The organism is Sinomicrobium halophytocola, from assembly GCF_052983395.1.
Map to the genome: position 1 here is coordinate 75,123 of NZ_JBRKIT010000024.1, position 14,120 is coordinate 89,242.

Below are 14,120 nucleotides of genomic sequence, written 5' to 3' on the forward strand. Positions count from 1 at the left end.
AAGGTCTTCTCCGATTCCGTTTTTTTAACCGTATTTATTAACTTTTAAAGCTCCAGTTCCGGCCAGCCTTCACGGTAATCACGTTTAACATATTGGTTGGCGGCTTCAAAATTGGTCACTCTTCGGTTGGCACCGTCCCATTTCAGGGTTATGCCCCTTCCCGGGTAAGTGATCTTTCCTTCCACTTCTTTCCTGTAGTTAAAGCTTCGGATGGCCAGGTTACCCATTAAAATACTTTGTGTGAGTGGTACGGCATATCCTACAAAAGGAGAGTCTACTTCCTGTTTTCCGTAGCCGGCAATACAGGCATCTACCCACTGTTTGTAATGACCGTTGGCTTGTCCGGGAATACGTTTGTATTTTTGAGGAACGTTGATCTCCTGGTTGCGGCTTGTTGGCAACAATTGTGCATCGTCCCCGTAAACACCACACATCATTTTTCCTTTGGTCCCCTCAAAAATAACCCCGTTACCCAGGTCGTTGTGGCCCCCCATTATTTCATTAGGGCCTAACTCTTCCGGACGTTCGGGCTGAATACCTCCGTCCATCCAGTTCAGTTTGATATCTTCACCTTTTTTACCTTCGTATTTAAAGTGAACCGAAGAAGAAAGCGGGGCACTATCCGGGAAGTATCCGGCTTTGAAGTTGTCTACATAAGGGGTGCTTACACTACAGTTAACTTCTGTTGGGAAGCCTAGTTCCAGTACTTTGAAAACGGGCCCTACGATATGGCATGCCATATCTCCGAGTGCCCCTGTACCGTAATCCCACCAGCCACGCCAGTTGAAGGGTACTACCATATCCTGATAATCTCTGTAGGGGGCGGTCCCAAGCCATAGATTCCAGTCCAGTCCGGCAGGTACGGGAGGTTTCTGGTCCGGCCACTTTATGCCTTGCGGCCATACGGGACGGTTGGTCCAGCAGTTGATGGTGTGTACATCTCCTATAAGTCCGGCTTCATACCATTCTTTCATGATACGGATACCATCATTGGAAGAACCCTGGTCTCCCATCTGGGTAACCACCTTGTATTTTTTTGCAGCCTCACCCATCATGTAAGCTTCGTGTATATCGTGGGTCAGAGGTTTTTGCACGTAAACGTGTTTTCCCATTTTCATAGCGTGAAACGCAATGATAGCATGGGTATGGTCCGGTGTCCCCACCGAAACGGCGTCAAAATGTTTACTTTCTTTATCGTAGAGTTCCCTCCAGTCTTTATAATACTTGGCTTTTGGAAATAATTCTCTGTTTTTCTTGGCCTGACGGTCATCTACGTCGCACAGGAATGCTATTTCCGCATTGCCGGCTTCCGCAAATTTTCGGATGTCGTCACCGCCTTTACCACCGGCACCTATACCGGCAATTAACAATTTGTCGCTGGGGGCAATAAAACCGGGACCGCCTAAAACGTGCCGGGGTACAATGTAAAAACCGGCAGCGGCAACAGAAGCACTTTTAATAAAATTTCTTCTGGAATTTGAAGGTTTTGATTGGCCCTTGCCATTCTTGTCTTCCATAATTAAAACTGTTTTTGTTATTTGGGTTAAAATTTTTTACTGTTGTTTTTTTAATGACCATGAATGCAACTTTCATTCTGCCTGGCAAATTCCATAAATCCCGGGTCATATCTTTTTACATTGTCATCGAACCCATTTTTTCCTGTGTTTTCAGCAGCCTGGGTACGATTAATCTTATTAAGATGTGTGTTATTGAAATGATTCTAATAATCGGCTTAAATTACGAATAGTTTCAAATTTATTATTAATTTTTAGAAAAAATAAATATTAAAGAATGAATGTCTGCAAATTAGAAAAATCGTAATTATAGGCTCCTATTATTATTGATTGGTTTTGGTTTTTGTATGTTTTAGCCACGAATACACGGATATATAATAATTATTACGTTACCATAATTTGTGTGTCTGCCGCCCATAGGATGGGGGAGAGGCTACAGCCGACAGATTTTCAATCTGCTCGAAATGTATGGACTTCAGTCTCATTGTTTTGTGCTTCGGGTCATTTCTATTTTCCATTTTCTTTAACCTGTTGTACATATTCGGTAGGGGGCATGTTAAATTGTTTCTGGAAATTACGTCCGAAACTGCTTTGGCTCCTGTATCCCACCATATAAGCTACTTCAAAGACTTTGTAATTATCTGTAACGAGCAATTCTGCCGCTTTTTTCAAACGGGTGATATTGATGAGTTCATTCGGGGTAAGGTCGGAAATGGCCTTGATCTTTCTGTATAATGTCGCCCTGCTCATATTCAATTGGTCCGCAATGGTTTCGATATTGAAATCGGGGTCCGAAATGTGGGTTATGATCACCTCGTCAAGACGGTTTATAAAGTCGCTTTCGGTTTTGGAAGGAGCTACGTTTTTCAGATAGGCCAGGGGTTTGCTGGAATACGCCTGCATAATATGTTTCCGGTTTTCCAGGAGGGTATTTACCTGTACTTTCAGGTGTTCCATAGAGAAGGGTTTGGTTATATAGGCATCGGCCCCGTTTTCCAGTCCTTCTATTTTGGCATTCAGGGCGCCTTTCGCCGTAAGTAAAACGACCGGAATGTGACTGGTTTCTACCGATGTTTTTATGGCCTTGCACAATTCCAGTCCGTTGAGTCCGGGCATCATAATGTCACTTATAACAGCCTGGATGTCCTGGTCGCGGATAATTTCCAGGGCTGATCTGCCGTCCTTTGTCTTGTGAACCTGGTAGTCGTCCCTGAATTCGGCAGCGATAAAGTTTAACAGTTCCGTATTGTCTTCAGCAATAAGCAAATGTGTTCCGGCAGGCTCTGGTGCGGATGGCCCGGTATCTTCTTCCGTATTCCCCGGCCCGCGCTCTTCCGTAACAGTGATTTTTTCGCCTTTACGGATTATCGGTAAGCGCAGGAGAAACTGGTTGAGTCCGTCTTCATCCTTTCCGTACACGAGTGAACCACCGTGAAGTTCCGCAAGGGAGTGCGCAAGGGAGAGCCCGATCCCCGTACCGGGCTGTTCTCCGTCCTCACTTATACGGAAGAAAGGCTCAAATATTCTTTCTGCATGTGATCCGGGAATGGTCGGGCCATCGTTTTTTAAGCGGATTTCCAGGCTTTCACCTTCTTGAGAAAGTATCAGGACAATTTTGTTATCCGAGTACTTGACAGCATTGTTAAACAGGTTGTTTACGATCTTGTGGAAAGCCTTTACATCTACGGAGGCATGGATATCCTGCTGAGGTTCGCGGATAAGGAGTTGTATGTCTTTATCCCGTATTGCTGTGTCGAATTGTAGCCTGATTTCCCGGACGGTCCTCGAAATATTAACATGGGTAAATGACAGTTTCAGGTTCTCGGTCTCCGCTTTTCTGAAATCCAGTAATTCGTTTACCAGGTCGAGCAGCCTGGTTGTATTTTTGTTCATTATATCCAGGTAATAGGAGGCCTTTTCATTTAATTGCTCGCTTTTTGATAATTTCTCGAGCGGGGCCCGGATCAGGGAAAGCGGGGTGCGGATCTCATGGGCAACATTTGTAAAGAAATCGATTTTGGACTTAAAGACCTCTTTTTCCTTTCTGCTTTCCATTACGGCGAGTTCCCGAGCGGATTTGCTTCTGGAATAGTGATGATATTGCCTTACAATCCAAAGGGTAGCCAGTAATATGGTGAGGGTATAAATGAGATATGCCCACCAGCTGAACCACGGTGGCGGGAGTATTTTAATGTGTAGCGATGCGGTTTCGCTTTGCAGCCCGTCACTGTTCTCCGATCGTATTTTCAGGGTATACTTCCCGGCAGGTAATTGTGTAAAGGTTATGGCATGATTTTTTCCCAGGGCATACCAGTCTTCATCCAGCCCCTCCATTTTATAGAAGTATTCGGTGGTCTTCGGGGCGGTAAAACTGAGATTGGCAAAATTGAGGCTGAAAGTCTTCTGGTCGTGTGTCAACCGGATATTTTCGGAAAAAGTGACGGATTTTTTCAGGGGAGAGCCTTTGCCGTTGATCTTTACGGTCTCATTGTTTATTTTCAGGTCGGTAAAAAGGATGGGGGCACGAAACGTATTCTCCGTAAATTCACCGGGTTTGAAGCTGACCATGCCGAAAACACTGCCGAAATACAGGGTTCCGCCGTCACTGGCAACATATCCGGATGCGTAATTGAACTGGTCATGGAGCAAACCGTTGTTCCTGGTGTATATCTTAAAGCTGTTTTTTTCCCGGTCGAATTCCGCAAGCCCGTTCGAGGTGCTTATCCATAATCGGTGTTCCCTGTCTTCCAGTACCGTATAGGTGATATTACCGGGCAAACCGTCTTCTTTTGTATACCGCTTTACGGAATGGTCTTCCCGGTTCAGCAGGTTCAGACCGTTTTCCGTAGTGATCCAGATATTGCCATCATTATCGCGAAAAATGCCGTTTATAAAATTACTGCTGATGCTTGAGGGATTATCCTTTACATGCCGGAGGATACCTTTTTCTCCGGTTCCCGGATCGTAGAAGAACACTCCTTTCATAATGGTCCCTGCCCATAGCGTGCCGTCCGGGGCCTCGGCGATACTGGTGTAATGGATCCCTTCCGGGAAATAATCGGGGGTTTTGAATTTCTTTTCCCCGGGGACATATATTTGTATGCCCTCGGGGGTAAGAATAAAGATATCCCCGTTTTTTGCCTGAAAAATCCCCCGGACAAAATCGGATATCAGTTCTCCTTCCCTGTATTGCCGTAGGATGTCACCGTTACGGATATCCAGTACCTGGATACCGTTTTGAAACGTACCTACCCAGATCTCGTTGTCCAGCGGAAGTATGCCATGAATGTTAAAGGGTTTTCCGTCGGGGTTTTTATTCAGAAAACTTTCGAATACCCCTGTGGAGAGGTCCAGTTTATTTATCCCGGCATCTTCCGTACCTATCCATAACACCCCGTTTTTATCCTGATGGATCTCACGGATAGCGTTTCCGTTGATGGAGTTTTCCCCTTTTTTAGGAAAATACTTTTTGAACGGGGAGAATTCCCTCGGGCGGTAATTAATGCCGCCAAAATAAGTCCCGGCCCATATTCCGCCTTCGCTGTCGCGCGTAAAACAGTACACGGCATTATCGGATAACGAATAGAAGTCGCTGTAATTTTTCCGTAAATTGGTAAACCTCCCGTTTTGCTTGTCGTATATATAAATACCCGATTCGGTGGCAAACCATATTTCCGTACCCGTACTCAGAATATCCCGGATGAACTGGGGTTTTTGCATGTCCCGGAAATAATTGTGCATCTCTCCGGTTTGAAGGTCGTAACGGAATGCCCCGTGCCTTATGGTGCCTATCAGTACGGAAGAAGCATCCGGGGCGTAAAGCTTCAGAATACGAAACCCGGGGTCTTTGGTAATATCGCCGGTATTTGCCTTTTCGAAAGAATCGTTGGAGGGGATATAACGGAATAACTGTTTCGAGGTGGAGATCCAGATACTCCCGTCCGGACTTTTAATGACATTTACGCAGTCTGCCAGGTCATATATATCGGGATGCTGCAGGGTAATGCCATTGATACGGCAAAGCTTTCCGGAGGCGATATACCATATATTACCATGCTCGTCATTCGTGATGTCATGTATGGCTTTTCCCGTAGTACCTTCCACCTGCAGGAAATCCTCTTTTTCCTCACTGTACAGGTAGAGTCCGTCATTAGTACCTATCCAGATGTTTTTTTCATATTCGTGAAGTACGCTTATAAAACTGTTACCGAGGCTTGTACTGTCTTTCGGGTCATGCCGAAAAACCTTAAAATCATAGCCGTTAAAACGGTTTAAACCGTCTTTGGTCCCGAACCACACAAAACCTTTATGATCCTGCAGGGAAGCGGTTATGGTATTGTGCGAGAGCCCGTCTTCAACCTGGTAATTTCTGAAATAATAATCCTGTCCGTATAATCCGTTTACAATACCGATAAGAATAAAAAAGATGTAAAATTGTTTCATATTAACAGGGCAGAAATTTGCGACCAAAATGTACGGAATTGATTTGTCCCGATCGTGTCAAGATCTGTGCAAATCGTCTCGATTTAGGGTGAAAACGTAAAGTTGAATCATTTAGAGGAAAAGATGAGATAAAGAGCAGCTTTGTTACAGGAGAGTTCATATACTTTAGATTTCGGTAAAAATTAAAGGCTAAATCCTTTGATTTTTTATGTTATAGGTAATAATATTAACGTATCGATAATTATGGGGCCGGATTTCATCAAAGTCATATTTTTTATTTTTAAACCAAAATTAAAATCATTTAACGCTAAATACAATTATACCATGCAAAACAAAAGAAGTATGCGAAATGTACTGTTACTGTCTTTATTAACAGTATGTCATTTATCGTATGCACAATGGAAGCCTGCCGGAAACAAGATAAAAACAGAGTGGGCGGCAAAAGTAGATCCGGAAAATGTGCTCGGCGAGTACCCGAGACCCATAATGGAACGCAGCGAATGGCAAAATCTCAACGGCCTGTGGAATTACAGTGTAACCCCGCGGGAAAAAACACGTCCTGAAAAGGACCAGGGGAAAATTCTTGTCCCTTTTGCTGTTGAATCCAGCCTGTCCGGGGTAATGAAGGAGGTAGGAGCATCTCATGTGCTGTGGTATAACAGGAGTTTCAGCGTGCCGGCCGGATGGAAGGGGAAGAACATTAAACTGAATTTCGGGGCGGTAGACTGGCAGGCGGATATATGGCTGAATGATATTAAGATCGCTTCGCATACCGGGGGGTTTGAGCCTTTTTCGGTAGATATAACGCCTTTCCTGGAAGAAAGCGGTGAGCAGGAACTGACGGTTCGTGTATGGGACCCTTCGGATGAAGGAACGCAGCCCAGGGGAAAACAGGTGAAAAAGCCGGAAGGAATCTGGTACACCCCGGTAACCGGTATCTGGCAGACCGTATGGTTGGAACCCGTTGCGGAAAAGCATATAAAGGACCTGAGGGTAGTTCCTGATATAGACCGAAATGTCGTGAAATTCACTGCGGATATTTCCAATCCCGAATACGGAGATCTTGTGGAAGTAACCGTATCGGACGGGACTACGGAAGTGGCCAAAGTAAAGGCCTCGGCCAATGAAGCATTTGAAATTGTTATGGATAATCCCAAATTATGGTCGCCGGAATCCCCGTTTTTATACAAGACAACGGTAAAACTGATCGGTAAGAATAAAGGATTGACCGATGAGTTCAAAAGTTATTTTGCCATGCGTAAGATCTCTACGAAGCGGGATGAGAACGGGGTGGTCCGCATGCAGTTGAACAATAAGGATTACTTCCATTTCGGCCCGCTGGACCAGGGATGGTGGCCTGACGGACTGTATACCGCACCTACTGATGAGGCCCTGAAATACGATATTGTCAAGACAAAGGAAATGGGGTATAACATGATCCGCAAGCACGTAAAAGTAGAGCCCGCCCGTTGGTATACACATTGCGATGAGCTGGGAATACTCGTATGGCAGGATATGCCTAACGGCGACAGGCAGAAAGACTGGCAAATGCGAAGCTATTACGAAGGCAATGAATACCGGAGAACAGCGAAGTCCGAAGAGATATACCGGAAAGAATGGAAGGGAATTATGGACTATCTCTATTCTTACCCGAGTATCGTAGTGTGGGTGCCGTTCAACGAGGCATGGGGACAGTTTAAGACCGAAGAAATTACGGAGTGGACCAAAAGCTACGACCCAAACAGATTAGTGAATTCCGCAAGTGGTGGGAATCACTTCCGGACAGGGGATATCCTCGACCTGCACAACTACCCGCAACCGGACCTGTTCCTTTACGACGCCAACAGGGTAACCGTACTGGGAGAATACGGGGGTATCGGATTGCCGATGAAAGGGCACCTGTGGGACACCGACAACAACTGGGGATATGTACAGTTCAAGAATTCCAAAGAGGTTACGGACGAATACGTAAAATATGCTGAAAAACTTAAAAAGCTTGTTCCTTCCGGATTTTCCGGGGCAGTATATACCCAGACAACCGACGTTGAAGGAGAAGTGAACGGATTGATGACCTATGACCGGAAAGAAGATAAAATGGATGTTAAAAGGATACGAAAGGCAAACCAGGAAGTCATTAATATGTTGAAATGATTTAGATATCAGATGTGAGATTTTAGATTTTAGAGCTGTTTTTACAGGTCTTTAAGTATAACAACAGTAAAAGGAGGGAGAAAAACGGAAGTGTTCTGTTTTTCTCCCTCCTTTTAGTATTGAACCCATTTTATAGTTACAGAAACTAAGAGAGATTAAATTATAAGCCTTCCGTTTTTCCATTTTTATCACTACACACTGTTTTTCCACAAAAAACCCGCAGTAGAAGCTAACCATATATTTGTCTTTGTTCAATAGGCAATAATAATGAGTTCCTATAAATGCTTATTCCGTAGTTATGTAACATGATAATTGTGAAATATGTAAAATTTTAATTTTTTATTCTTGCACATTTAAAAAATATGATTACATTTGGTCAACCAATCTGGTTAACCAATCTGGTCAACCACATTACTTAATCGAATATGCTGGATTTAAAAAAGGAAAATTTAATAGAAGCGCAGGAGGAGTTTCAAACGGATGAAGAACTTATTATCAATAAGATAAAAGATCTCATCACCTCCCGGCAACTGGAGTCCGGGGAGCGTTTGCCTTCGGAGCGTAAATTGTCGGAAAAGTTTAATGTGAGCCGTGGCCAGGTAAGATCGGCCATACAGAAGCTGGAATTTTACGGGTTGCTGAAAACCCTGCCCAAAAGCGGGACCGTGGTATCCAACCTGGGAGTTACGGCATTAAACGGAATGATGCGGGATATTCTTAAACTGCAGCGGCCCGATTTTAAGTCGTTGGTGGAAACGAGGATAATGCTCGAAAAAAACGCGGTATGGTTGGCAGCACAACGCAGAAGCGAAGAAGATCTGCAACATATGGAAGAGGCGTTAAAGGCCTTTGAGAACAAACTCCTCACCGGGGAAAGCGCTGTGGAAGAAGATATGATGTTTCACCTGAAACTCGTGGAAGCCAGTAATAACAGCGTGATGCACTCCCTGGTACTGATCATCGTCCCGGAGATAATCACCTATTTTATGAGTAACAAAATATGTAGTCATGTAGAAGCGAAAAAACTGATAAAAGAACACCAGGATATTTTTAACGCCATCAAAGAAAAGGATCCTGAAAAAGCGGAGAAAGCCATTGATATGCACTTCGCCGATCTGAAAAACTATTGCTATAGCTAAGTAATATAAAGTGCGAAATTAAAAAGGATGAGCCGCCTACTCACCCTTTTTAGATAAAACTTCTTGTGTAAGAAGAATAATAATAGTGCTGATATTAAGTACTACTACTATTTGCAAAATTAAGGAAAAGATTATTTTAACAAAAATATCTGTTTCATAATTATATGTTTTGCGGTAGTGGGGGTGTTCGATATGCGGCAAACCGAAACTATTCAAAACTAACCAAATTATGAAAACCAGATTTTATGTACTCTTCTTTTTTCTGAGTATCGTTTCCGTGCATGCCCAGGATTCCTTTACGCTTACCGGGAAAGTCATCTCCGCAGCAGACCAGTTGCCTGTTATCGGGGCCAATATTATTGTGGTCAATGCGTCAAGAGGGACTACTTCCGATTTTGACGGTAATTTTTCTATCCCAGTTTCCGAAAACGATGTAGTTAGCGTTTCCTATATAGGATATGTTACCGAAAGTGTAATAATTACCAACCAGAACAATATTACCGTAAGTCTCGAAGAGGACACGGAGCAATTGGATGAGGTGGTGGTGATCGCCTACGGAACGCAAAAGAAATCGAGTTTGACAGGGTCCGTGGCCAGCCTGGAAAACAAAAACCTAGACGAACTGCCTTACAGCAGGGTAGACCAGGCATTGCAGGGAAAAATTGCGGGGGTGCAGATACAGAATGTGTCGTCCGAAGTAGGTACCGCGCCACAGATCAATATCCGGGGTCTCAGCTCCATCAGTGCCAACACCTCTCCGTTGATTGTCGTGGATGGTTTTCCCATTGCGGATGCCCTGGAGTTTATAAACCCGAGCAGCATTAAATCCATAGAAGTATTAAAAGACGCCAGTTCTACGGCTTTGTACGGTTCCAGGGGAGCAAACGGAGTCATTCTTATCACCACCAAAAACGGGAGTTTACAGCCAAAATATGTTTTCAAAACCTTTACCGGGTTTAAAAAAGCCTATGAGCAGATAGACGTGCTCGATGCTTATGAGTATACGGATATGTTGCTCAGGGAACGGCAGATGATCGAAGATTATACGGCGATGCAAAATGGTACAACTCCAACGGTACTGAGACATTCCGACCGGGAAATGGCACAGCGGATCATTACAGACAAGACCGGGGGGACGGACTGGGCGGATGAATCCCAAAGGGGAGTGGCCCATATAAAGAACTACCAGTTTGATGTATCTGGCGGAAACAGCAATACGCGGTATTATATCTCTTCCCAGTGGATCGAAGACGAAGGACTTCTAAAGGATAATTTTAACAACAGGCTGAACCTGCAGGGGAGATTGAGTACCAAACTCTCGGAAGACCTGGAAATAGGCTTTAATTTCCGTCCTTCGTATTCCAGGACGAGACGATCTACCGTTCCTTTTTCGGATTTTTCCCGGGCATTGCAGTGGGGGCCCGTAAAACACAACGAATATACTTCCCAACTCACCGGGCAGCGACTAGGGTCCTATGCACATCCCCGCCACTTTAACAATACCACCTACACCTATACCGATGAGAATGGGGACGAAAGGACATTTACCGTTCCGTCGCTCTGGGGTTCCAGCAATAATAATCCCATTGCCCGTATGGAAAACGAAGAACGGACACAATATGATTACCGTATGGTTGCCGATGGTTTTACAAATTGGAATATTACCGACGATTTCAGGTACCGCGGCTCCGTAGGTATGTATTTTCAGTACCGTGATTACGAAAGGTTTCGGAAATCCATAGCGGACAGGACAGGACAGTCCCTCGGGATCAACACCACCTATATGCGCAATCGGGTAATCACCGAACATACCCTGAACTACAGGAAAAAACTTGGAAATCACAGATTGGACGGGCTAGTGGGAACAACCTATGAATACACGGGAATTAAAAGAAGCGGGATAAGCGGTACACAATTTCCCACCGACCTTATAGAAACCATCAACGCTGCTACCGTCATCGATGCCAATGACACGTATACCAGTAAGGAAGAGATTTCCCTGGTATCTTTCCTGGCCAGGATCAACTACGAGTACAAAGGAAAATACCTGGCTTCCGTTGCCGCGCGTTACGACGGTTCGTCACTCTTCGGGCCGGAAAACAAATACGGATTTTTCCCCTCCGCTTCCGTAGGATGGAACATACACAAGGAAAATTTCTGGAAAGAGAAGATCGGTTTTATTAACGAATTCAAGATAAGGTCCAGTTTTGGTATGACCGGAAATAACAATATAGAAAATTACGCTTTCGCCAATCTTCTGTATCCCGCCAATTACTCTTTCGGAACAGGTAGCGGATCGGTAACCTCCGGCCTGGGAGAAACCTATCCTACACTAGGGAACCGTGCCATAAGCTGGGAACAGACCTATCAGTACGATACCGGGCTGGATATCAGTTTTTTCAAGAATAAATTGTCCCTTACCGGAGATTATTATTATTCCATAACAGACAAACTTTTGCTGCAACAAAATGTTTCCTTTACAACGGGACGTGACAATTACTGGAACAATGTGGGGAAAATACAGAACCAGGGGCTGGAATTCGCTTTATCCGCCAACCTGTCGTCCGATAATTTTTCCTGGAACGGTAACATTAATTTTTCCACGAATAAGAACAAGCTGATCTCCCTCGGGGGAGAAGAACAGTTCATCAACCAGGGAGAACGGAATGAGCAGTACATTTCCCGCGTAGGAGAAGAGGCCATACAGTTCTACGGGTACAAGATGGTAGGTATATGGCAGAATGCCGAAGAACTGAATTCGCTGCCCAGTTCGTCCGAAGATGCCGTGGGAGGTATCCGGGTGGCGGATATAAACGGGGACGGAGTGATCACGGCAGATGACAGGACAACACTCGGAAGTCCCTTTCCGGATTTCACCTGGGGTTTTAGCAACACCTTTACATTCAAAGGATTTGACCTGTATTTTCTTTTGCAGGGGTCGCACGGAGCCGAAGTCTTCTATGGTGACGGGTATTATACCGAGCCCAGGTACCTGCACAAAAATTTTGTGGAAGGGCGATGGTTTAACGAAAATTTCGCGGCGACCAAACCCAGAGAAAAACTCGGTAGGGATTGGATACTCACCGATTATCTCATCCAGGATGCCTCATACATATCGCTCCGGGAGGTGATACTGGGATACTCTTTACCACAATCGGTAGTAAACAAGATCCGGCTGGATAAAGTAAGGTTTTTTGTCTCCGGGCAAAATTTGATGTACCTCATGGCCGATGATTTCTTCGGGATTAACCCGGAAGCCATTTCCACCGGCGGCGTCTACAATTCTCCACTTATTTCAGGGTATCAGCGCGGAGCATATCCCATACAGAGACAAATAACCCTGGGACTGGATATTAATTTTTAAAATATAGGGACATGAAAAGATACAGCATATATACAAAAGGACTGAGCCTGATAAGCCTGACCCTGACTTTCTGGTTTGTTTCCTGTGATAAAGAACTGAACCTGCAACCGATCTCCGAAATAAGTGCCGACGAATTTTACAATAATGCGGAAGATATCAACCTGGCTATCGTGGGAATATACAGTGGAATGCACGATGTTCTGGACAAAGAGTGGATACTCACGGAACTCCGTTCGGACAATACCTATATGAGCCCACGCAACAGTGAGACTGCCAATGTACCCTTTCGCCAGGTGGATCGTTTTGTACTGACCTCCCAGAATATTCACGTGGAAGATTACTGGAGAGCCTGCTACCGGGTTATTTCACTGGCAAACAATGTCATTAACCAGATCGATGTGGTAGAAGATCCCGAACTCGCCGACCGGTATGAAGGAGAAGCCCGCTTTTTCCGGGCACACATGTATTTTAAACTCGTTCGTCTCTGGGGAGGGGTTTTTCTTGTAGACCGGCCCATTTCCGGGGCGGAAGCCAAAACGATGGATAGGAGTACCACGGAGGAAATTTATGATTTCCTTTTGAAAGACCTGGAATTTGCCGCCGAAAACCTGCCCGGTACCGCCAATGGTTCCGAGCTGGGAAGGCTGACCAGTTGGGCAGCGAAAACCGAACTCGGTAAAGCCCTGCTCACCCGCGGAGGTACGGAAAATATAAACAGGGCGGCGACAGCGTTGTCCGACGTGGTATATAACAGTCCCTTTGCCTATCTCGACGATTACGCCGGTGTTTTTGACATATCCAACGAATACAACAGTGAAATCCTCTATGCCGTAAGATACCAGACCGGGAGTGTTGGCCTGGGCGCGCCCTTTGCCAATTATTTTGCCCCCATGCAAAGCGATGACTTTGTGGTAAGAGGAAACGGTGATGAACTCAATGTACCTTCCACCAGCCTGTCGCAGACCTATGAAGCCGGCGATGAGCGAAAAGCGGTCTCTATGGCCGATACGTGGATAGGTTATAACGGCATAGTAAACGAGAGCAAACACATCATCAAATACAATTCCGATTTCGCTACGGTAGACGATGCCGGGAACGACTGGCCGGTAATTCGCTTTACAGATGCCATGCTTCTGCTTGCCGAAGCCATAAACGAGGTAAACGGGCCTACCTCCGAAGCCATCGACCTGCTCAACAAGGTACATGAACGTGCCGGACTGACGGCTTACGACAATTCGGAAGTAGGAAGCTATTTTGATTTCAAACTCGCTCTCGAAAAAGAAAGGAAACTGGAATTCGCCTTCGAAAACCAAAGATGGTTTGACCTTGTACGTACGGGAAGGGCCATTACCGTAATGAACACCCATTTTGCCACGGAAGACCAGTACAACGATCCGGACAGGCCGCAGTTCAACACCAATCCCATAGAAGAATACCAGTTGCTGCTTCCCATACCGCAATACGAAATAGACCTGAACCCGGGCATAGCCCAAAATATCGGATACTGAG

General features: G+C 45.1%; 6 protein-coding genes. 4 read left to right on the plus strand and 2 right to left on the minus strand.

Annotated features, from left to right (window positions below; all coding sequences use genetic code 11):
• Positions 1 to 44: 44 nt before the first annotated feature.
• Positions 45 to 1,517 (minus strand): Gfo/Idh/MocA family protein, encoded by a 1,473-nt coding sequence (locus ACVBDY_RS08145; protein ID WP_447174973.1) that lies wholly within the window; start codon positions 1,515 to 1,517, stop codon positions 45 to 47.
• Between the two features lie 504 nt (positions 1,518 to 2,021).
• The gene (locus ACVBDY_RS08150; protein WP_447174974.1) at positions 2,022 to 5,957 is read right to left on the minus strand and encodes a two-component regulator propeller domain-containing protein; all 3,936 of its coding nucleotides are present in this window, start codon (positions 5,955 to 5,957) and stop codon (positions 2,022 to 2,024) included.
• Between the two features lie 342 nt (positions 5,958 to 6,299).
• On the opposite strand from ACVBDY_RS08150, the gene ACVBDY_RS08155 reads away from it, so the two are divergent.
• The 4 genes from ACVBDY_RS08155 (at position 6,300) to ACVBDY_RS08170 (ending at position 14,119) form a co-directional block, all read left to right on the plus strand.
• Complete coding sequence (locus ACVBDY_RS08155) at positions 6,300 to 8,108, plus strand: glycoside hydrolase family 2 protein (protein ID WP_447174975.1); 1,809 nt, start codon at positions 6,300 to 6,302, stop codon at positions 8,106 to 8,108.
• 425 nt (positions 8,109 to 8,533) lie between these two features.
• Positions 8,534 to 9,247, plus strand: a complete 714-nt coding sequence (locus tag ACVBDY_RS08160) for a FadR/GntR family transcriptional regulator (protein WP_447174976.1) — start codon at positions 8,534 to 8,536, stop codon at positions 9,245 to 9,247.
• Between the two features lie 229 nt (positions 9,248 to 9,476).
• Entirely contained in the window at positions 9,477 to 12,611 is a 3,135-nt protein-coding gene (locus ACVBDY_RS08165) for a SusC/RagA family TonB-linked outer membrane protein (RefSeq protein WP_447174977.1), read from the plus strand.
• An 11-nt stretch (positions 12,612 to 12,622) separates the two neighbouring features.
• Positions 12,623 to 14,119 carry a RagB/SusD family nutrient uptake outer membrane protein gene (locus tag ACVBDY_RS08170; protein WP_447174978.1) on the plus strand — a complete coding sequence of 499 codons (1,497 nt, stop codon included), beginning with the start codon at positions 12,623 to 12,625 and terminating at the stop codon, positions 14,117 to 14,119.
• Position 14,120: the final 1 nt, after the last annotated feature.

Coding starts and splice junctions, on each gene's coding strand:
- ACVBDY_RS08165 (WP_447174977.1), top strand. CDS start 9,477: ATGAAAACCAGATTTTATGTACTCTTCTTTTTTCTGAGTATCGTTTCC.
- ACVBDY_RS08145 (WP_447174973.1), bottom strand. CDS start 1,517: ATGGAAGACAAGAATGGCAAGGGCCAATCAAAACCTTCAAATTCCAGA.
- ACVBDY_RS08160 (WP_447174976.1), top strand. CDS start 8,534: ATGCTGGATTTAAAAAAGGAAAATTTAATAGAAGCGCAGGAGGAGTTT.
- ACVBDY_RS08150 (WP_447174974.1), bottom strand. CDS start 5,957: ATGAAACAATTTTACATCTTTTTTATTCTTATCGGTATTGTAAACGGA.
- ACVBDY_RS08170 (WP_447174978.1), top strand. CDS start 12,623: ATGAAAAGATACAGCATATATACAAAAGGACTGAGCCTGATAAGCCTG.
- ACVBDY_RS08155 (WP_447174975.1), top strand. CDS start 6,300: ATGCGAAATGTACTGTTACTGTCTTTATTAACAGTATGTCATTTATCG.